17 protein-coding genes and 1 pseudogene are annotated in these 21054 nt (G+C 57.6%); 7 read left to right on the forward strand and 11 right to left on the reverse strand.

The genetic code is table 11. The features are described from left to right. Positions 1-77: 77 nt before the first annotated feature. Together NTD84_RS10695 and NTD84_RS10700 are read right to left on the reverse strand one after the other, a co-directional pair. Complete coding sequence (locus NTD84_RS10695; protein ID WP_003226812.1) at positions 78-371, reverse strand: hypothetical protein; 294 nt, start codon at positions 369-371, stop codon at positions 78-80. Between the two features lie 56 nt (positions 372-427). Beyond that, complete coding sequence (locus NTD84_RS10700; protein WP_262165083.1) at positions 428-1033, reverse strand: arylesterase; 606 nt, start codon at positions 1031-1033, stop codon at positions 428-430. Between the two features lie 10 nt (positions 1034-1043). On the opposite strand from NTD84_RS10700, the gene NTD84_RS10705 reads away from it, so the two are divergent. The 3 genes from NTD84_RS10705 (at position 1044) to greB (ending at position 4808) form a co-directional block, all read left to right on the forward strand. Continuing rightward, entirely contained in the window at positions 1044-1727 is a 684-nt protein-coding gene (locus NTD84_RS10705) for an ABC transporter ATP-binding protein (protein WP_262165084.1), read from the forward strand. Further along, on the forward strand, positions 1727-4231 hold the full coding sequence (locus NTD84_RS10710; protein ID WP_262165085.1) for an ABC transporter permease: 2505 nt from the start codon (positions 1727-1729) through the stop codon (positions 4229-4231). The genes NTD84_RS10705 and NTD84_RS10710 overlap by 1 nt, the downstream gene beginning before the upstream one ends. Before the next feature lie 100 nt (positions 4232-4331). Next, positions 4332-4808 carry a transcription elongation factor GreB gene (gene greB, locus NTD84_RS10715; protein WP_262165086.1) on the forward strand — a complete coding sequence of 159 codons (477 nt, stop codon included), beginning with the start codon at positions 4332-4334 and terminating at the stop codon, positions 4806-4808. Between the two features lie 119 nt (positions 4809-4927). On the opposite strand, the gene NTD84_RS10720 is transcribed toward greB, so the two are convergent. Further along, entirely contained in the window at positions 4928-5245 is a 318-nt protein-coding gene (locus NTD84_RS10720) for a LysR family transcriptional regulator (protein ID WP_262165087.1), read from the reverse strand. A 500-nt stretch (positions 5246-5745) separates the two neighbouring features. Continuing rightward, positions 5746-6390, reverse strand: coding sequence for a glutathione S-transferase family protein (locus tag NTD84_RS10725; RefSeq protein ID WP_262165088.1), 645 nt, complete (start codon positions 6388-6390; stop codon positions 5746-5748). A 698-nt stretch (positions 6391-7088) separates the two neighbouring features. On the opposite strand from NTD84_RS10725, the gene NTD84_RS10730 reads away from it, so the two are divergent. After that, the gene (locus NTD84_RS10730) at positions 7089-7985 is read left to right on the forward strand and encodes a LysR family transcriptional regulator (RefSeq protein ID WP_262165089.1); all 897 of its coding nucleotides are present in this window, start codon (positions 7089-7091) and stop codon (positions 7983-7985) included. 119 nt (positions 7986-8104) lie between these two features. Here NTD84_RS10730 and NTD84_RS10735 read toward each other — a convergent pair whose 3' ends face one another. The 6 genes from NTD84_RS10735 to NTD84_RS10760 all read right to left on the reverse strand — a co-directional run bounded on the left by NTD84_RS10735 (position 8105) and on the right by NTD84_RS10760 (position 17425). Next, positions 8105-9652 (reverse strand): MFS transporter, encoded by a 1548-nt coding sequence (locus NTD84_RS10735; RefSeq protein ID WP_262165090.1) that lies wholly within the window; start codon positions 9650-9652, stop codon positions 8105-8107. A gap of 243 nt (positions 9653-9895) precedes the next feature. Continuing rightward, entirely contained in the window at positions 9896-11404 is a 1509-nt protein-coding gene (locus NTD84_RS10740) for an efflux transporter outer membrane subunit (protein ID WP_262165091.1), read from the reverse strand. Between the two features lie 10 nt (positions 11405-11414). Beyond that, positions 11415-14684 carry an efflux RND transporter permease subunit gene (locus tag NTD84_RS10745; protein WP_262165092.1) on the reverse strand — a complete coding sequence of 1090 codons (3270 nt, stop codon included), beginning with the start codon at positions 14682-14684 and terminating at the stop codon, positions 11415-11417. Between the two features lie 15 nt (positions 14685-14699). Continuing rightward, the gene (locus NTD84_RS10750) at positions 14700-15884 is read right to left on the reverse strand and encodes an efflux RND transporter periplasmic adaptor subunit (RefSeq protein WP_262165093.1); all 1185 of its coding nucleotides are present in this window, start codon (positions 15882-15884) and stop codon (positions 14700-14702) included. 167 nt (positions 15885-16051) lie between these two features. Next, positions 16052-16726, reverse strand: coding sequence for a gamma-glutamylcyclotransferase (locus tag NTD84_RS10755; RefSeq protein ID WP_262165094.1), 675 nt, complete (start codon positions 16724-16726; stop codon positions 16052-16054). A 369-nt stretch (positions 16727-17095) separates the two neighbouring features. Beyond that, positions 17096-17425: an antibiotic biosynthesis monooxygenase gene (locus tag NTD84_RS10760; protein ID WP_262165095.1), complete on the reverse strand. Its 330-nt coding sequence runs from the start codon at positions 17423-17425 to the stop codon at positions 17096-17098. Between the two features lie 257 nt (positions 17426-17682). Here NTD84_RS10760 and NTD84_RS10765 point away from each other — a divergent pair, with 257 nt between their 5' ends. After that, positions 17683-18303, forward strand: coding sequence for a glutathione binding-like protein (locus NTD84_RS10765; protein WP_262165096.1), 621 nt, complete (start codon positions 17683-17685; stop codon positions 18301-18303). A gap of 207 nt (positions 18304-18510) precedes the next feature. Here the strand turns inward: NTD84_RS10765 and NTD84_RS10770 are convergent, their stop codons facing one another. Continuing rightward, the gene (locus NTD84_RS10770) at positions 18511-19656 is read right to left on the reverse strand and encodes an epoxide hydrolase family protein (protein ID WP_262165097.1); all 1146 of its coding nucleotides are present in this window, start codon (positions 19654-19656) and stop codon (positions 18511-18513) included. A 355-nt stretch (positions 19657-20011) separates the two neighbouring features. On the opposite strand from NTD84_RS10770, the gene NTD84_RS10775 reads away from it, so the two are divergent. Both NTD84_RS10775 and NTD84_RS10780 read left to right on the forward strand, forming a co-directional pair. Then, positions 20012-20881, forward strand: a complete 870-nt coding sequence (locus tag NTD84_RS10775; protein ID WP_262165098.1) for a patatin-like phospholipase family protein — start codon at positions 20012-20014, stop codon at positions 20879-20881. Beyond that, positions 20878-21012: pseudogene (locus tag NTD84_RS10780) on the forward strand (GreA/GreB family elongation factor); the annotation flags it as partial. The gene NTD84_RS10775 and the pseudogene NTD84_RS10780, both read left to right, overlap by 4 nt. Positions 21013-21054: the final 42 nt, after the last annotated feature.

Raw genomic sequence — 21054 nt, forward strand, 5'->3', positions numbered from 1 at the left:
GACTGGGTAAAAACGGGATTGTACACCGACGCCCGTAAATTCGGGGAGTTGGCCGATAGCACGCTATCTTTATGACTTTAGAGCTCGAAACGCAACTCTGGCCAGATCGGCGAAGTGCCGCGTTTCTGCGATTCAAGGATGGCCCGGCACAGGGAGCACAGGCGCTGGTCCTGGAACACCCGGCGGTCGACGCTCGACCAGCGCGGCTGCGCGGGCAGCAGGCTGCCGCACAAGGTTCGATCGGCCGAGCCGCCCAGTTCCAGCTGACGGGTCACCAGATGCACCCGCACTTCCTGGCAGGCGAACAGATCCAGCTGTTCGTCAGGCTCGATCAGTTGATAGGCAAAAAGGGACCAGGCGGGACGCGGCATCGGGGCCTCCAAATCGGGGGCGCCACCTTAGCCGAAACGCCGCCGCTAGAAAAGCGTCAAAGCAGCGGTTTCAGCGTCGGCCAGACATTTTCCAGCAACTTGTCCTGAGCCCCTGCGGCCGGGTGCAGGCCGTCGGCTTGCATCAGGTCCGGATGACCGCCCACGCCGTCGAGAAAAAAGGGCACCAGCGGGATTTTTTTCTCGGTGGCGAGGGTGGCGTAGACCTCGGCGAACGCCTTGGTGTAACGCGCACCGTAGTTAGGCGGCAATTGCATGCCGAGCAGCAGCACCTTGGCGCCACTGGCGCGGGAGCTGTCGATCATCGCTGCAAGGTTTTGTTGCAATTGCGTCGGCAGCATCCCGCGCAGGCCGTCGTTACCGCCCAATTCGAGGATCACCAGCTCCGGTTTATGCTCTGCAAGCAGCGCCGGCAGGCGTGCCTGCCCCCCGGCACTGGTGTCGCCGCTAATGGACGCATTGACCACCTTATCGTCGAAACCTTCGCGCTTGAGCCGTTGCTCAAGCAGCGACACCCACCCCAAGCGGGTATCCAGGCCGAAACCGGCGCTGATACTATCGCCAACGATCAGGACTGTACCCGCCGCTGCGTTCTGGGCCATGCACATCAAGGCCAGGCCAGCACTCAAAAACCACACACGCATCGGATTCTCCATGGGCGCAAGCATTCTCACCGCGAAGAACCTCAGCAAAGTGGTTCCCAGCGCGGAAGGTGAACTGACTATCCTGCACGAACTCAGCCTGGAACTGAACAAGGGCGACAGCCTGGCCATCGTTGGCGCCTCCGGTTCCGGCAAATCCACCCTCCTCGGCCTGCTCGCCGGCCTCGATCTGCCGAGCAGCGGCGAAGTCACCCTCGCCGGTCAGGGCCTGAGCAATCTCGATGAAGACCAGCGCGCGCGCGTCCGCGCCGAACACGTCGGTTTCGTGTTCCAGTCCTTTCAATTGCTCGACAGTCTCAATGCCCTGGAAAACGTCATGCTGCCGCTGGAACTCGACGGCCGCAAAGACGCCCGGGAGCGCGCCACCGAATTGTTGCAGCGGGTCGGACTGGGCCAGCGCCTGACCCATTCGCCGCGCCAGCTTTCCGGCGGCGAACAACAGCGCGTGGCGATTGCCCGTGCGTTTGCCGCCGAACCCGATGTGCTGTTTGCCGACGAGCCCACCGGCAACCTCGACAGCCACACCGGCGAGCGCATCAGCGACCTGCTGTTCGAACTGAACAAGGAACGCGGCACGACCCTGGTGCTGGTGACTCACGATGAACGCCTGGCACATCGCTGCCGGCGCCTGATCCGCCTTGAAGCCGGCCTGTTGGTCGCCCCTCTGGAGCCTTGATGGCACGCCTGCCGCTGTTGCGCCTGTTCAGTCTCGCCATCCGCCAACTGCTGCGCGACGCCCGCGCCGGCGAGCTGCGGGTGTTGTTCTTCGCCTTGCTGGTGGCGGTGGCGGCGAGTACCGCCATCGGTTACTTCGGCGCCCGCCTGAATGGCGCGATGATGCTGCGCGCTACCGAATTCCTCGGCGCCGATTTGCTGCTGGAAGGCAGTTCGCCGGCGCGCCCCGAACAGATCAAAAGCGGGACGGAGCTGGGCCTCGAACATGCGCAGGTGGTGGAATTTTCCAGTGTCATCGCCACCGACAACGGCATTCAACTGTCCAGCATCAAAGCCGCCGACGATGTCTATCCGCTGCGCGGCGAACTGAAAAGCGCCCCCGCGCCCTTCGCGCCGGAGGAAACCGGTGGCGGGCCGAAACCCGGTGAAGCCTGGGTCGAAGCCCGACTACTGACTGCGTTGGACCTGAAGATCGGCGACAGCATCGACGTCGGCATGCGCACCCTGAAGCTGGCACGCGTGTTGACCTACGAGCCGGACCGCGCCGGCAACTTCTACAGCCTGACGCCGCGTGTACTGATCAACCTCAGCGACCTCGCCGCCACCGGCGTGGTGCAACCCGGCAGCCGGGTCAGTTATCGCGAGCTCTGGCGCGGCAAAGCCGAGGCACTGGAAACCTATCGCCAACTGATCAAACCCGGCCTCGCCGCCAACCAGCGCATCCAGGATGCCCGCGACGGCAACCGGCAGATCGGCGGTGCGCTGGGCAAGGCCGAACGCTACTTGAACATGGCCAGCCTGGTCGCCGTGCTGTTGTCCGGTGTCGCCGTGGCACTCTCGGCGACACGCTTCGCCACCCGTCGCTTCGATGCCAGCGCGCTGCTGCGCTGCCTCGGCCTGTCCCGTCGGGAAACCATGGTGCTGTTCAGTTTGCAGCTGGCCGTGCTTGGATTATTGGCGAGCATCAGCGGTGCCGTGATTGGTTGGCTGGCGCAGCTTGGACTGTTTGCCCTGCTGCATGATCTGTTACCGACCGACGTGCCACCGGGCGGCCTGTTTCCGGCCATTGCCGGGATCGGCACCGGACTGGTAGCACTCGCCGGTTTTGCCTTGCCGCCACTGGCCGCGCTCGGGCGAGTGCCGCCATTGCGCGTATTGCGCCGCGACATGCTGCCGATTCCTTCAAGTACCTGGATGGTCTACGGTGCCGCGCTGGGCGCCCTCGGGCTGATCATGTGGCGCCTGAGCCTGGACCTGGTGCTGACCTTCGCCCTGCTCGGCGGCGGCGTGATTGCAGCGTTGATACTGGGTGGGTTGCTGTTACTCCTGCTGAAGAGCCTGCGCCGGATGCTCGCCCGCGCTTCGTTACCGTGGCGCCTCGGGCTGGGTCAATTGCTGCGACACCCACTGGCAGCCGCGGGCCAATCGCTGGCCTTCGGCCTGATCCTGCTGTCCATGGCGTTGATCGCCCTGTTGCGCGGTGAACTGCTCGACACCTGGCAGAATCAACTGCCGAAAAACGCGCCGAACTATTTCGCGCTGAATATTCTGCCGGCGGACAAACAGGCGTTCACCGATCGCCTGATCGAACTGTCGGCGCAGTCCGCGCCGCTGTATCCGGTGGTGCCGGGACGGCTGATCAGCATCAACGGCGCGCCGGTGCAGGACATTGTCAGCAAGGACTCGGCGGGTGATCGGGCGATCCAGCGCGACCTCAGCCTGACCTGGGCGGCAGACCTGCCGGCTGGCAATAAACTCACTGCCGGCAACTGGTGGAGCGAACAGACGCCGGATGACATCCCTGGCGTATCGGTGGAAGGCAAAGTCGCCGAAAGCCTGAAGCTGAAACTGGGCGATCACCTGGTGTTTACCGTTGGTGGCGTCAACCGCGAAGCGAAAGTGACCAGTCTACGGGAGATCAACTGGGACAACTTCCAGCCGAACTTCTTCATGATTTTCCAGCCTGGGACGCTGAAGGATTTGCCGGCGACTTACCTGACCAGTTTCTATCTGGCGGCCGGTCATGACCAACAGATTGTCGACCTGTCCCGCGCCTTCCCGGCGGTGACCATCCTGCAAGTCGAAGCGTTACTGGAGCAACTGCGCAGCATCCTCGCCCAGGTCACCCTGGCGGTGGAATACGTGCTGTTGTTTGTGTTGGCAGCAGGGATGGCGGTGTTGTTCTCGGGCCTGCAAGCGACGCTGGATGAGCGCATTCGCCAAGGCGCCTTGCTGCGCGCACTGGGGGCCGAGCGGCAGCTGCTGGTCAAGGCGCGCCGCATCGAGTTCGGCCTGCTCGGCGCGGTCAGCGGGTTGCTGGCAGCGCTCGGGTCGGAATTGGTGAGCCTGGTGCTTTACCGCTACGCGTTCGACCTGCCCTGGCACCCGCATCCCTGGCTGCTGGTGCTGCCATTGATCGGCGCCGTGCTGATCGGCGGGGCCGGCGTGTTCGGCACCCGCCGGGCCTTGAATGCAAGCCCCCTGACAGTCCTGCGCGAGGGTTGATAGACTCCAGCCTTCTCCACCACAAAGATCTGATCCTCGCTCACGGCAATCTGCTTCGCCCTCCTTTAGGGCTTGCATCATTTTTCAGAAGGACGCCGCTTTGGCCACAAACATCATCACTCGCGGTGGCCACGACGCCCTCAAGGCTGAGCTCGATCACTTGTGGCGCGTTTACCGGCCTGAGATCACACAAAAGGTCACGTGGGCGGCTTCCCTTGGAGATCGGAGCGAAAACGCCGATTACCAATACAACAAAAAGCTGCTGCGTGAAATTGATCGAAGGGTGAGGTATTTGCGCAAACGCTTGGAGGACGTCAAAGTCGTCGACTACTCCCCCGAACAGGAAGGAAAGGTTTTTTTTGGCGCCTGGGTGGAGGTCGAAAACGATGAAGGCGAGCTCAAGAAATTCAGGGTCGTGGGTTACGATGAAATCTATGGCCGTAATGACTACATTTCCATCGACTCACCGATGGCCCGTGCGCTACTGAAGAAAAGTGAAGGTGACGAGGTCATCGTACCGACGCCGAGCGGCGAAGCCGTCTGGTACGTCAACAAGATCACTTATGAGTCAATCTAGAGGCTGTTTTCCCTGGCCGAAAAAACAGATGTCGAGCACGTGGTGTTTACCCAGCGACTTAAGAGACATATCAGCCGCGCTTAAGACGCACCCAAAATAATTGAAACAATGACAAGTACTCACTGCTGGCCGACCTTCTCCCCATCACTCACGCGATGAAGATTGCTTGTCAGGACGGTTTCAATACGACTTAATGCGGGCAATAAACTTTCCGCGATTTCAATCGCTTTATTTGTCGGGCGCACGCCCCTACCGGTGCGAAGAAAAAGCGGGTCATCAAAGTGAGTTCGTAGCCGGGCCAAAGAACCACTCACGGCAGGTTGTCCCACTTTCATAAGTGTTGCCGCTCGCGTAACACTTAGTTCACGGTACAGCACTAAAAACGTCACCATCAAGTTGAGGTCGACGTCATGAAAATTTTCCTCATTGATCGCCATGTTCCTCTTTCCCTCGCTATGTGAGTAAACCTTGCACTATTGAGACTGATCGTGGAGAACCAGTGTCTTGAAACAACTGAGCGTTGGTTCAGTCCTTTCTTCTTTGTAGGGGGGAGGCATCGAAAGGGACGGCAGTTCGTGGTTCAGCGCCATTGAACAAAACAGGATCGTAGCCAACGTCACCCACGTTAGAAAACATCGACAAAAACCGCCGCTCAACGTTTCTAGCGCACCACTTCCGAGCGGGAGGGCTTGCTGACGGGCGTCGCTATCCAAGCCTGCGACGGGTTCATCTTTCCGATGCCCTAAAACCGAAAGGCGATTTAGAACGAGCACTACGATGGCCTCCTGACACTCACTTTCGGGTGTAAAGACGCGTTTCCAAGCGTGGAATCAGATGAAGGTTTACTAACCTTGCGACGCCTTTCGAATGACAAGAAAGGCCGGAAAAAATGGGCCGCAGTTGCCACCGCGGCCCATCGCCCTTCTATACCCCAGCGTCAAGCAGTCGCTTGTGCCTTGTGGATAGCCACGATCTCGGCCTCATCCTTCAGGGCTTTTTGCACCGATGGGCGAGCGTCTACGCGGGCTTTCCACGCCGCCAGGTTTTCCAGATGGCCAATCTCGGCTCCAGAGCGTTCGTGCCACAGGGTGGCCCAAACATAAGCGTCAACTACGGAGAAATTGTCACCAAGCAGATAGGCGCGGCCATCAGCCAGGCGCGTGTCCAGGGTGGTGTAAGCAGCGACCAATTTGGCGCGCGTCCACTCGGTGCCGAATTCAGTCATCAGCTTACGCATCAGAGGGATGTGTTTCTGCGCGATTTCAGTGGCGATAAACACCAACAGTTGATCAACTTTGACCCGATCCAAAGTGCCGCGAACTGGGATCAGGCCTGACTCAGGATGCTGGTCTGCCAGGTAGGAAGTGATAACGATCGTCTCGGTGAGCTTGTCCTGGGAATCATTTTCCAGATCCAGAACAGGGACGTACAAAAGCGGATTGGCCTCGGCAAAAGAGTCGCCATTCGAAGTGGTCTCGTTGAACACGTTGAAGTGAACCAGCTCTGGATTCAGACCGATTTCATTAGCGATGATTTGAACAGCTTGGGAGCAGGTTTGATCGGCGATGTACAACTTGGTCATGATTGCATTCCTCGGGAGTCAGACGTTTTTCCGCGCCCTGAATCTGGGCTGGTGATCAAAGTCTGAGCCTCACTCGGAAAATGATAAACCGTCCAAAACGATACGCTCTGTAGCTCTCGCAGATACAATCATTCCTCAGCCATCGGGCCTTTCTCATGAGTCCGGCCAACTAACACAACACCATTTTCATTCGAAAAAAAAGGCCCGCATGCGGGCGGGCCAAAACAACCATCTCAGAGCAGCGGCAGCAATAAAAGAACCAGTTCTGCAACTGGCCACTCAACTATCCGCTGCGGCGTATTCTACCGATTACAGCGTTACCTAAAAATCACAAACAATAATAATCACTATCAAAATCCTTATTACCACATCTGCCGATTTACAATTTTAACGGGACAAGAGAATTCTCAAGCGCGCCTTTAAAATTATCACTTTCAACAATATCAATGTATCTAGCGCTCTCCGCCCCAACGCAACCGAAACTTCATGTAAGATTTCCGCCTTAGCTCACAATAAGAACGACTCGATCGACGCGGTCGTCTCAAGCCACACATAAAAACCAACCCGACCAATCGCAACATACGCTTGCGTTCACTAAGCACCTTGGAAACTTGATACTTTTCCGAAAACTGAGCCATAGTTGATCAGGCGAGCTCTGTGCGTCACGTCAAAAATGAAAAGACCAAAAGAGAACCGTAATGGAAAGAGCCGACACTTCATTTCCGGACATCGCCGCCTTCGTGGGAGTCGCGCAGACCGGCAGCTTCACCCGAGCCGCTGAAAATCTCTCAACAAGCAAATCTAACGTTGGAAAGGCGGTGCAGCGCCTTGAGGTCAGGCTGGGCACCAAGCTTTTCCAGCGAACCACCCGTGCCGTGCGCCTCACCGAAGACGGAGAGACCTATCTAAATGCTGCCATCGCGGCACTGGATGGTCTCCGAGACGCAGCGCATGAGTTGGCAGCTCGAAAAGAAGAGCCTATCGGGCGTGTTCGATTGGACATTCCGTCGGGCTTTCGCCAACTGTTTCTTCCAACCATATCTGAGCTTCGTCAAAGGTACCCACAGGTAACGCTGGAGTTGTCCATGACGGATCGCATGTCGGATGCTGTTGGAGAAGGATGGGATATCGTCGTTCGAGCGGGCGAATTGCCACAAGACAGTGAGATGACTGTCCGCAAGCTGTGCAATATCACACTCAGCCTTTACGCCGCTCCCGACTACTTGGCCCGTCATACACCGATAGAGTCAGCAGCCGACCTGGTCAACCATGAAGCGGTGATTTTTCGCGGCTTTACGGGACGACTACGACCGTGGTCGATTGCCGAAAATGGCCATACTCGGGAGTTCGCTCCGTCTCCGGTTTTGATTGTATCGGATGGGCAAGCGGTGATTGACGCCACTGTCGTTGGGCTCGGTATTGCCCAGATCTATGACAAAGTGGCTCAACCGTACGTCGATTGCGGGAAGCTTGTGCGCGTACTCACTGCGGTGGATTCGCCTGGCCCCCCGGTACATGCTCTTATTCCGTTGGGCAGTCGAATGCCAGCGAAAACGCGAGCGGTATTGAACTACCTTGCCGATCGCTTGCGCTAGCCTGCTGAAACGCCAACGCTCAAACGTAAAAACTCCCGGAGCAGAAGAAAGTCTTCTACTCCGGGAGCCCTCAGAGGGATTGCCCGCGCCAGCGTCGCCGAGGGCAAACCTCCTGGCGATTAAGCTGCCTCGCTTACACCGTCATCAGCAACAGAACGATCTTTACTCAACAGCCCCAGCACCACAGCAGCGGAAGCCAATGTAATGAGGGTCAGGATATGCAACAGGTACTGGAACGCCGAGGCATAACCCTGAACGAGACGCTCGTTGGCCAGACCTGGGACAGTGTTGATTGCGTGAGCCATGTCGCCAGTGGTAACGCGGTGCGCTGTCTCCGCAATGAGCGCTGCATCGGCGCTGCCGACGACCACCTGCACGGCATCAGTCAGGTTGGTGTGCAGTAAGGACGCAAGCATCGCGGCGACACTTGCCAAGGCAATACCCTCACCCGCCACACGCACGGTGTTGAAAATGCCAGCCGCCATACCCGCGCGCTCTTTTGGCACGACGCTGACCGACAGACCGTCCATCAAACCCCATGGCAGACCTGCTCCGATGCCGATCAACAACATCGGGCCCACGAGACCAAACTTGGGTTCACCAACGTTGTACAGACTCAGCCAATGCAGGCCAATCGCAGCAACGAGGAAACCCACGCCTGACAGCACGCCGGCCGAGATAAAACGGGTCATGGCGGCAGCGAGCATCGGTACTACGAGCATCGGTGCGGAAAGCGCCAGCAGCAACAGACCCGCGTCAATTTCGCTCAAACCTTCAACGCCGATGAAACGTAATGGCAGCATCACCACCAACACGATGTAGCAGTAACACGTGCCGATCGGCAGCATTTGCACACCGACAAAACGGGGGAAGCGAAACAGCGTCAGATCGAGCATCGGACGCTTGACGCGCATCTCGATCATGATAAATGCCACCAGCAGGGCTGCCGACGCGCCCAACAGACCTACAACCAACGGGCTGCCCCAACCACTGTCTGGCGCCTGGATGACACCGAAGGTGAACAACGCCAAAGTAGCGCTGAAGGTAATCGTGCCTGGCCAATCCAGCCCTTGAGCCCCAGGGTCACGGGTCTCGCGCATACGAGGAAGGCCGAAGACCATCGCGATTACACCGATCAGAGCGGTAAAGACAAAGATCGCACGCCAGCTGAAGGCATCGATCAATACGCCCGCAACCAGTGGGCCGAACGCAAGACCAATACCGAACGTTGTCCCGAGCATACTGTAAGCACGAGTACGGGCATGCCCTTCGAACTCTTGCGCCAGCGCCGCAGAACCGCTGGCCAGAGCAGCCGCGCCAGCGACGCCCTGAATAGCTCGCAGGATATCAAGCCAGACCACCGAGGGCGCCAAGCTCTGTGCCAGTGACGCTGCGGTAAACAACATCATGCCGATCGCAAAAAGGCGCTTGCGCCCGTAAACATCGGCCAAAGCGCCCGCCGCCATCAACAAACTGCCGAAGGACAGCATGAACGCGTTGGTGATCCAGGTGAGAGCCACGGGGCTCCCGCCCAAATCGCGGCCGATAGCGGGCGTAGCAACCGCCCCTCCGGTAAAGCTCAGGGGTAGTACCAGTGCGGAAAGACAAATCGCTGCAAGAATAAGCAGCTTGTCCCTCGCCTTGGCGTCGCGGTCTGTTGATTTCATGATTTCACCGTTAGTGGGATTGGGCAGCGCTGCGTGCACAGCATTTGAAGATCCGCGCGTGTGATTGCGCTCTGGAGAAGCAATTGTCCCGCATGGGACGAAGACCTTAAACGCACCTGCGTGAGACGCTTCGTCGCTCGCAAAGAGACAATGGAACGTGCCCACGCTGCGCTGTTACAAAAACAAAAAAGCATGCTCGCCGGCATGCTTCTTTGTTTTCTTGTCAGTGATGTCTGGTCGACTTTACCGCTGCGTGACCTCCTGCGTTTTCACCGGCGAAGCATTCCCCCAGCCACCGCCCAATGCGCGAATCAAATTGACCGTGGCTGCCGCCTGCGCACCCTGCAATTGCACCGCCGCCCGACGGGCTTGCAACGCCGTGCGTTCGGCATCGATCACCGAGAGATAGATGACATCGCCCTCGGTGTACTGTGCCCGCGCCACTTTCGCAGCTCGGCCCGATGCATCTACCGCTTGAGACTGTGTCTGGGTCTGCTCTTCAAGAACCCGCAGGTCAGAGAGGTTGTCCTCCACCTCACGGAACGCCACCAGCACTTGTTGCCGATAGTTGGCAACATCTTCCTCGTACTCGGCCCGGGCCTTGGCCAGGTTACCCTTGCGCAGACCGCCGTCGAAGATCGGCAGGCTGAGCGCCGTGCCAGCCAATGGACCCAGAAGGAAAGTACGACTGCTCCATTTGAAAAGGTTGCTCAGCGAACCGGATTCGAAGCCTGCAGTACCTGTCAGCGTTAACGATGGGAAGAATGCAGCTTTCGCTACACCGATTCGTGCGTTGGCCGCTGCCATGGAGCGCTCAGCTGCTGCGATGTCTGGACGACGTTCCAACAGCGACGATGGCAAGCCTGCCGGAATTCTGAGATTCACCGGCTGCAAAGGATTGGCCGCCATTGAGAACTCCGCTGGAGTCTTGCCCAGCAGCACTGCGAGGCTATGTTCAGATGCCGCACGCAGACGTTGTACCGTCATGGCATCCGAGCGTGCAGTTGCCAATTCGGATTGCGCGCGAGCAACGTCCAGGTCGCTGATATCACCCTGGGCATATTGCTGCTGCACGAGTTTCAACGCTTGCTCGCGCAACTCGATCGCGTGGGTATAAACGTCAATTTCCGAGTCCAGTTCACGCAGCGCGAAATAGTTTTGCGCAACGTCCGCCTGCAAGGCCAACAGCACCGAGTGGAACAAGGCTTCGCTACGTTGAGTTTCCGCATCCGCCGCATCGACCGTGTTGGACACACGACCAAACATATCGACTTCATACGAGATGCCGGTCTGGGCACGCCACATCGTCTGACTGGCCCCCTGCCCGCTGTCCGACTGGAACTGCGAGGCCGGTGAAACTCGCTGACGGGTTGGGCCAAAACCTGCGTCCACCGTCGGGAACAAGGCCGAACGAGCCGACTGGTTCAGTGCCCTCGCCTCCTTCAACCGGGCTGCCGCAGCGACCAGGTTCTGGTTGGCGTCCTGGGCCTGGCTTTCGAGGTGATTCAGGGCAGTGTCATTGAACACCCGCCACCATTCGCCTCTGGCGAACTCTTCCGATGGCTGAGCGGTTTTCCAATTACCAGCCTCTGCAGGTGCCAGTGGCGTCAGCGCCTTTTCCTCCTTATATGACTGAGGTGCCGACACCTCAGGTTTCTCATAAGTTGGCGCCAGTGAACAGCCAGCAGTCACCAACATCGTCGCCAGCCACACCGAGCGAAAAAGCATCCGATTCATTGCAAACACTTTCATGTCGTTCTCCTTACTTCAGGAACGCGGCTTCAGGCACGCGAGCTGACGCTTGAGTGTGATGACCATCATTGGCGTGGGAGGCGTGATCCGGGCTGATGTCATAACCGGCATCAAAGTCAGCGCCCAGGTGTGGGTGTTTACCGTGCTTGTCCACCAGGTGCTCCACACCCGACAGCTTGCGCAGCAACACGTAGAACACCGGCGTCAACATCAGGCCGAACAAGGTCACGCCGAGCATGCCGAAGAACACCGCAATACCCATGGCCTGGCGCATTTCGGAACCGGCTCCGGTGGAGAACACCAGCGGCACAACACCCATGATGAAGGCGATCGACGTCATCAGAATCGGGCGCAGACGCAGACGGCTGGCTTCGATCGCAGCTTGCACGATGGTTCGACCTTGCATCTCCAACTCTCGGGCGAACTCGACAATCAAAATCGCGTTCTTCGCCGACAGCCCTACCAACACCATCAAACCAATCTGGGTGAAGATGTTGTTGTCGCCGTTAGTCAGCCACACACCCACCAGTGCAGACAGGATGCTCATCGGCACGATCAGGATGATTGCCAGCGGCAAGGTCAGGCTTTCATACAGCGCTGCCAGTACCAGGAACACTAACAAGACGCTGATCGGGAATACCCACATTGCCGCGTTGCCGGTCAGGACTTGTTGATACGTCAGGTCAGTCCATTCGTACTTGATGCCACGTGGGAACACTTCTTTGGCAATGCGATCGACAGCCGCCTGAGCCTGGCCGGACGAGTAACCCGGCGCCGGGCCACCGTTGATATCGGCGGCGGTATAGCCGTTGTAACGCGTTACCATTTCCGGGCCGTAGGTGGTGGTCACTTTGATCAACGACGACAGCGGAACCATCTCGCCTTTGTCGTTGCGGGTTTTCAGCAAACCGATGTTTTCAGCGGTGGCACGGAACGGCGCATCCGCCTGAGCCCGCACTTGATAGACACGGCCAAAGGCGTTGAAGTCGTTGACGTACATCGAGCCCAGGTAGATCTGCAAGGTGCTGAAAACGTCGGTCACCGACACACCCAACTGCTTGGCCTTGACCCGATCCAGCTCGACATTGAGTTGAGGCATGTTGATCTGGAACATCGAGAACGCCGGGCCCAGTTCAGGCGCTTTCGCAGCAGCGGCCAGGAAGTCCTGGGTTGCCTTGTTCAGCGCCTCCAGCCCCAGAGCGCCACGATCTTCGATCATCAGTTTGAAACCGCCGACTGTCCCAAGACCCGCCACCGGCGGTGGTGGAAATACTGCAATGGCCGCGTCCTTGATCCCGGCATATTTGGCGTTCAACTGCGCAACGATGGCCGAGGCGGACTCCTCCTTGGAGCGATACTTGGATGGCTCAAGCACAGGGAATACCAGTGCGCTGCTTGGCGAGTTGGCCAGGCTGACCGACAACCCCGGGAACTGCGGCAGGTTCTTGACCCCAGGAATGGCCAGGGCGATATCGCCCATTTCGCGGACAACCTTCTCGGTGCGATCCAGGGTGGCACCGCTTGGCAGCTGCGCAATGGCAACCACGTAGTCTTTGTCTTGCGCCGGCACGAAACCGCCAGGCACGATCTCGCCCATCCACACCGCACCACCGAGCAGGACGCTATAGATCACCAGCATCACAGCCTTGCGACCGATTACCCGGCGAACACCCTTGCCGTAGTTTTCAGAACCACGGTTGAAGACGCGGTTGAAGGCGTTGAAAAAGCGGCCGAACAGCGCGTCCATGATCCGGGTCAGACGGTCTTTTGGCGCGTCGTGCCCTTTGAGCAGGATGGCCGACAGCGCTGGTGACAGGGTCAGCGAGTTGAACGCCGAAATCACCGTCGAGATCGCAATGGTCATCGCGAATTGTTGATAGAACTGACCGGTAAGGCCGGACATGAACGCCAGTGGTACGAACACCGCAACCAGCGTCAACGCGATGGCGATGATCGGCCCGCTTACTTCCTGCATGGCCTTGTAGGTCGCGTCGCGCGGCGACAACCCTTCGGCAATATTACGCTCGACGTTCTCCACCACCACGATGGCATCGTCCACCACAATACCGATGGCCAAGACCATGCCGAACAGCGACAGGGCGTTGATGGTGTAGCCGAACCCCAACAACAGCGCAAAGGTCCCGATGATCGACACCGGCACCGCCAGCAACGGAATCAGCGAGGCGCGCCAGGTTTGCAGGAACACGATCACTACCAGCACCACGAGGGCGATGGCTTCAAGCAGGGTCTGAATCACAGCGTGGATACTGTCCCGCACGAACTGGGTCGGGTCGTACTTGATGCCGTAGTCGACACCGTCGGGCATGTCCTGCTTGATCTCTTCCATGACCTTGCGCACGTCATCGGAAATCTGCAGCGAGTTGGCACCCGGTTGCTGGAAGATGATCAACTGCACCGCAGGTTTGTTATCAAGCAGCGCGCGCAGGGTGTACTCGGAAGCCGCCATCTCGACACGGGCCACATCGGACAGGTGAGTCACCGCCCCGCCGCTGGTCTTGAGGATGATGTCGCGAAATTCCTGCTCGGTTTTCAGACGGCCCTGGGCGTTGACGCTCAACTGCAGCGGTACGTTGGTGAGCATCGGTGCACCGCCGACGATACCCGCCGCCACTTGCACGTTTTGCTCACGAATGGCGTTGACCACATCGGTCGCCGTCAGGTTCAGGCGAGCGACTTTCTGTGGGTCAAGCCAGATCCGCATCGAGTAGTCACCGGCGCCCCACATCACCACTTCACCGATGCCTGGAATACGTGCCAGGCGATCCTTGACGTTGATCAAAGCGTAGTTGCGCAGGTAAGTGAGGTCGTAGCGCTCGCTGGGCGAGGTGATACTCACGCCCATGGTCAGCGTGGGTGACGACTTGATCGTGGTCACGCCCAGCCGCTGTACGTCTTCGGGCAAACGCGGCAGGGCCTGAGCCACCCGATTCTGTACGAACTGCTGCGCCTTGTCCGGGTCGGTGCCGAGTTTGAAGGTCACCGTGGTGGTCAACTTGCCGTCGCTGTTGGCCAGCGACTGCATGTAAAGCATGTCTTCCACGCCGTTGATTTGCTCTTCGATTGGCGAAGCAACGGTTTCGGCGATGACTTTCGGGTTGGCGCCGGGGTACTCAGCGCGCACTACCACCGATGGCGGCACCACTTCCGGGTATTCGGCGGTCGGCAGTTTGGTCAGGGCAATCAGCCCCGCCAGCACCACCACCACCGACAACACGCCGGCGAAGATGGGCCGGTCAATAAAGAATTTAGAGATATTCATGATGATGTTCTCTCGTTAAGCCGAAGGCTTGGCAGAACGGCCGATGTTCGCCATTTCAACCGAGTTGGCACGGACGGTGTCGTTAGGGCGCACACGCTGCACACCACTGACCACCACACGATCACCCGCCTTCAAACCGGAGGTGATAATGCGTAGCCCTTCGTGCAGGTTGCCCAGGGTGACTTCTCGGTACTCGACAACATCGCCTTGGCCAACCAGCAGGACGAATTTCTTCGCCTGATCGGTTCCGATCGCCGAGTCATCCACGAGCACAGCGTCCGTCGGCTTGCCGCCGCCGACCTTGATACGTGCGTACAGGCCTGGCAGCAGTGCGCCATTGGCGTTGTCGATACGCGCACGAACGCGGATGGTTCCGGACTGGGTGTCGAGCTGGTTATCGATCGAGTCGACCACGCCGGTACGCGAATAGCCGGTTTCGTCAGCCAGGCCGAGGGATACCGGTGCGGGCTTGGTGGAAGCCTGGTTCAGGTAGCGCAGGTAGGTCTGCTCATCGACATCGAACGAAGCGTAGATAGGCGAAACCGATACCAGGCTGGTCAGTACCGGTGCAGCCGGGCCAGCCGAAACAACGTTGCCGACAGTCAGCTCCGCGCGAGAAACACGACCCGCGATGGGTGCGGTGATGTCGGTGTAAGAGAGATTGACCTTGGCAGCGTCGAGTGCGGCCTTCGCGACTTTCACGTTGGCAATCGCTTCACGCGAAGCATTTTGCTTTTCATCCAGATCGCGCTTGGAAATAGCGTTCGACTCGATCAGTCGCCCAGCGCGAGCAGCATCGGTTGCGGTGTAGACAGCACGGGATTCAGCAGCGGCCAACTGGCCGGCAGCACGATCCACTTCAGCCAGATAAGGGCGTTGGTCGATGGTGAACAAGCGATCACCCTTGTTGACCAGTGCCCCGTCCTTGAAATAGACGGCAACGATAGTGCCCGGCACTAATGGGCGGATATCTACCTTGCCCACCGCTTCCAGGCGTCCCGAATAACTCTGCCATTCGCTGATCTGTTTGAAGACCACCGTGGCTACGTCGACCTCTGTTTTTGGAACGGCCGACGCCTCGGTTGCATGAGCCGCTGCAACCGGGGAAAAATGATCGCCATACTTCACGGCGATCCCGGCTGTGCCGGCCACTAAGAGCGCACTCAACGCAACGGAAAGTCGTTTGTGATGGGCGATCATTTCTTTTCTCCTACTAAATTAAGTTGCTTTAGAAAGACAGTGATCGAACAAATACTCCGACCGCCTGCTAAATTTCAAAGAGCTGCTTTTACAAAATTCGGGCGCGAGGAAGCTGTCACCCAAAATAGGGGCCTTTACAACGTATCATTCGTTACAACAGGATTAGTTCAAGGCATTATCCCTGCCGAAAGTGCGCCGATATACTCATCTACAAAACCGCTTTCGCATAACGCGCTGTTCAATTTATGGACATAGTCAGCGTTAGTGCCCATAGGGCCCGAGGCTTCTGCAATGTGCCGCGCAACTGACTCAATACTCGCATCTTGTTCATACAGTGGATGATCTGGCTCTGCCACAAATGCAAGTGCCATGATTTCAGTCCCGTCATCTATGGACAATGGCACCCATATTGGCCGGTAGGCACCTGTGGGCATCTCACGCACCCACAGCAGTATTAATTCTTCCTGTGCAACTTGTTCGGTCAGCTTGAAGGCGACGCCCTGAGTAGAGCCGCCCGGCTCCAGCGCTAACATGCGCCCCGGCGTTTCCACGGTGGCTCGACCGGCAAGTATTCGCATACAAAAACTTCGGTGCCAGCCCTGTAAAGTTGCCCGCTTTTGGTCCGAAAAGTTCAGGAGCGGATTCCAAAGCAATGAACCGTAACCGAAAATCCAGATATCGCCCTTAGTAGGGCGATTTGCTAACGTTTCGTGCATGGACTGCTCAATTTGCTTAAGCGTCCATAAAATCTCTTTTGGCATCTCACCGAAATTTTCGAGGTAAGCACCGGAGGTAATGTGGTGTTTCGTCAACATCGCCGCTGCCTCTGCTTCTACGCCCATTCTAGAAATAGATCCGGTTCAGCTTGGCTATCGGTGCGCGAAATATGCGGCAGCCCAGATGTGAACCTTATCGGCAGCCAGGAAGTGAACTGCCCATGGATGAATAGTGCAGGAATGCTGACAGCTGATAAATAACGCGGGGTTCTACTGTTAGTAGCCACCCAAGAGACAATGACCCCGACTCTTCTAATCCACGTCACCGTGAGCGCGTTATAAACACCGTGAAAAATCAGACACACGAACGCTCCACCGCAACAGCACTTAGAAACTGCTGACGGCAGGATAAGTTAGGAGCTAGCTGATCGACGCGTTAGTGACGCTCACTCGGTAAAAACATAAGGCATGTAGACATGAAGTTCTGTTCAATTCTCAGGAGGGCATACCATTACTTGATTGATCTTCAGCTGGATCAATAATAAAGCTATTGAAATTAATCCGACGCGCCATGCCAGCGCTCAGCATGTCCATAAATCCAGCCAGTTCCGGATGATCGAAATGTGCACGCATCTGACTTTCTGACGCCCAGTAACCGCTAACAATCCAGGAGTTATTAGCCCCACGATTATCGGTAATGGCGTATCCCACACACTCTGTGCTGCCAAGGAGTGCGCGAACAATGCGAGGAAGTTTCGAACACACCTCGCCCACCCGCCCTGGAGCGGCATCGATTTCGACGGTATTGATTGCTGAAATTAACATTTTCAACCCTCCTACATGACCTACGAGAAATTATGCCGCGTCGCCAAAGGCGCATAAATAACGCCAAGGTTGTTTCACAGTTGCCGGAAAAGCGACAATCGGAGCATGTGCCTGTTTGTATAGACGTTGCGGTCAAGGCGTGATTGACGCGCTTTCCTTGGAGATGAACGGAGCTTCGCTGGATCAACGTCAGACGGATATTTTCTGCCAGCAAGCTATCCTTTTTACCTCCAGACACGTGTTACGAGAGCCCCACCATGAAGCTCTATTTCACTCCAGAAGCCTGCTCGATGGCTCCCCATATCGTTTTGCGCGAGCTGAACCTTCCGTTTGATTTAATCCAAGTTGACCACGCCACCAAGACCACCTCTGCAGGTGAGAACTATTGGAGTATCAATCCTCACGGATACATCGCAGCGCTGATGCTCGATAACGGAGAGGTTTTGACGGAAGGATCGACCATTCTCGAATTTCTCGCGGACCTCAAACCAGAAGCAGGCTTGGCACCTCCGGTCGACAGTTGGCAACGAATTCGTCTGCGTGAATGGCTGAGCTTTTTGTCTTGCGAGCTGAATTGTGCGATGAGTCCTCTTTTTCGGGACATCCCGCAGCAGGTACGCGATCAGATCTTCACTCGCCTCTTCAGGCGTATTGATTCACTCAACGAGACGCTGAGCCAGCAGCCGTATTTACTCGGGGAGACTTTCTCCGTGGCGGATCCGTATCTCTACACGTTACTACGATGGCTTGCCTGGTTCTCCATAGACCTGGGTCGTTGGCCAGAGCTGGTACGTTACCAGGAGCGCATCGCCGCCCGCCCCAGTGCCCAGGCGGCGCTGTCCGTTGAGCTGAACGGGAAGAGTCCACGCACGCATTGAGCCAGTCTGCCAGTCTGCCGCTCTGCAGATACAGCGATTGAAAGAGTACCGCTTGCACATTTCGGGTGGCGTGCAGTCTCACAAAACCAGGGAGCAGACGAAGGGCCCGACGTGCAGAGACTCTGTTTTACAGACTCAACACGCGGGCCCTTATTCAACCTTGGGTTGATCAGGCGCGACTACATCGCACAGCCGCCGACCGCACTATTAACGGACGCTGGCGAACGCCGCCCGTACTTCACTGACGAAAATCGCAGGCTGTTCAAACGCTGCAAAGTGACCGCCTTTTTCCGCCTTGTTCCAGTAGATGAGGTTGCTGTACGCCTGCTCAGCCCACGCTTTTGGCGGGGTGTAGATCTCTCCCGGGAACACCGAGACAGCGACCGGCAGATCGAGGTGAACGGCACCGAAGTTGAGGCCTGGATGTTCGGCATACATACGCGCCGACGAAGCACCGCTGTTAGTTACCCAGTACAACATGATGTTGTCGAGTATCTGATCGTAGGAGAACACGCTTTCGGCAGAACCGTCGCTGTCGCTCCAGGATGCAAGCTTCTCGTAGATCCACGAGGCCTGGCCCACCGGAGAATCCGCCAGAGAGAAGCCGATGGTCTCTGGTCGAGTCGTCTGCAGATCGTGATAGGCGATACCGTCAGACGCAAACAGCACGCACTGATCGAGCGCTGCCTGCTCTTCGGCACTCAACTCTGCCGGCAAATCGGCCGGGACAACAAAGGGAAGGTTTACATGAATCGCCGCCAGACCATCAAATTTCAAGCGCCCCATCTCGGTGGTCACCACACTGCCCCAATCGCCGCCCTGGGCAACATAACGAGGGTAGCCAAGACGTTGCATCAGCTCGTGCCAGGCATTGCCGATGCGGGTGCGGTTCCATCCCTTGGTGGTGGGCTTGTCGCTAAAACCGTACCCGGGAATCGATGGCAGCACCACATGGAAAGCGTCCTTCGCTTCACCGCCGTGGGCGGTCGGATTGACTAATGGATCGATGGTATCGAGGAACTCGACAATCGAGCCCGGCCAACCGTGGGTCATGATCAATGGCAAGGCATTCTCATGGGGGGATTTGATGTGCAGGAAGTGAATACCCAAGCCATCAATTTCGGTCTTGAACTGTGGGTAGCTATTCAAACGCGCTTCGAATCGACGCCAGTCGTACTGAGTGCGCCAGTATCCAACCAGATCCTGCACCTTGGCCAATTGCGCCCCTTGGGACTGGTCGGCTACGGTTTCGCGATCCGGCCAGCGGGTTCCATCCAGACGACGCTTCAAGTCATCGAGTTCGGCTTGGGGGATCTCAACGCGAAAGGGGATCAATTGGGTGCTAATGGACATCATGAATTCCTCTGGTCATCGGTTCGTCGACAACCGTTGTGGTGTCGATTCCGTTGAGATCACTATGCCCGGAGCGAAGGAAAGAATAAGCCCGTCGAAAAGCAACGCTCTGTCGCAACAAAGGATACAAACCTCTATTCGAAGTGCTCTGCTTTTTGGCTTGAAAATAAGTGGGTGATTAACAACATCTGCTCCGATGTTGAATCCCCCTCTTGTCTGAATGCGGTTTTGTGACAACCTTTCGGTGGTTAAAAAATCGCTCGGGATACTTCGCCCGCACTAGAGAGCCCTCCCGAAAAAACGCTGCTTCGTCGGCTACACTGATTCGACGCATGGCTCTTCAGAGGCTTCAGGCATGGCGACCAAAACTGCAATCGTATTCGCGGGCGGTGGCAGCTTGGGTGCTGTGCAGGTGGGCATGTTGCGGGCCTTGGTCGAGGCCGATGTTCGCTTCGATTTCGTGGTAGGTGCGTCGGTAGGCGCCATCAACGGAGCGTACTTTGCCGCAAGGCCCGATGCCGAGGGCGTCGAGGCGCTAGCCGGTTTCTGGCGCGGCCTGAGTAAAGCCGACATCTTTCCCCTGTCTTGGCTCGATACCTGTAGAGGACTGATCAAGCGGCGTGGCCATCTGCTGCAGCCGGCAGCCTTGCACCGACTGCTGGGGCATGCACTGCCCATTCACCGCATTGAAGATGCGGTACTTCCCTTGCACATCGTTACCACCGATCTGCTGAGCGGTGCCGAGACCGTCCTGTCCAGCGGCGAACTCAAGCAGGCGTTACTGGCGAGTGCTGCCATCCCGCTGGTATTCCCCTGCGTACAAATCGCCGAACGATTTCTGGTGGATGGAGGTGTGGCAAGCAACACACCTATTTCGACTGCCGTAGGCTTGGGAGCCACCAACGTTGTGGTCATTCCCACCGGCGTGAGCTGCGCCCTGACACAACCGCCGCGAGGCCTGGTCGCTTTAGCCTTGCACACCGTCAACCTGATGAGCATGCGCCAGCTGGTGAGCGACATCGAACACTTCCGCACCCTCACCAGCCTGCACATCGTCCCGCCTTTGTGTCCGGTCGATGTCTCGGTGTTCAACTTCGCGCAGACCGAGTCCTTGTTGCAGCGCGCTTACAAGCAGACGCTGTGGTGGCTGGACGGTGGGGGGCTTGAGCGAACTAAAGTACCGGGCGCCCTGACGATTCACTCGCATGCGCATGATCGTGAATGAAGCTGGGCTTGATCAGCATCGACTGGCCACTGGCGCGCGCCCTGATCGGCAAGGCAATAGACGCGCAAGTCCGGGTGCAGACGCCGACCGGCGAACAGTGCGTGTATATCGTGGCGATCAACGATCCCTGACTTCCAGAGCAGAATTACCCAACCAGAAGAAATAGCATCAGC

It is taken from the genome of Pseudomonas sp. 14P_8.1_Bac3, from assembly GCF_025466085.1.
Classification (GTDB): domain Bacteria; phylum Pseudomonadota; class Gammaproteobacteria; order Pseudomonadales; family Pseudomonadaceae; genus Aquipseudomonas.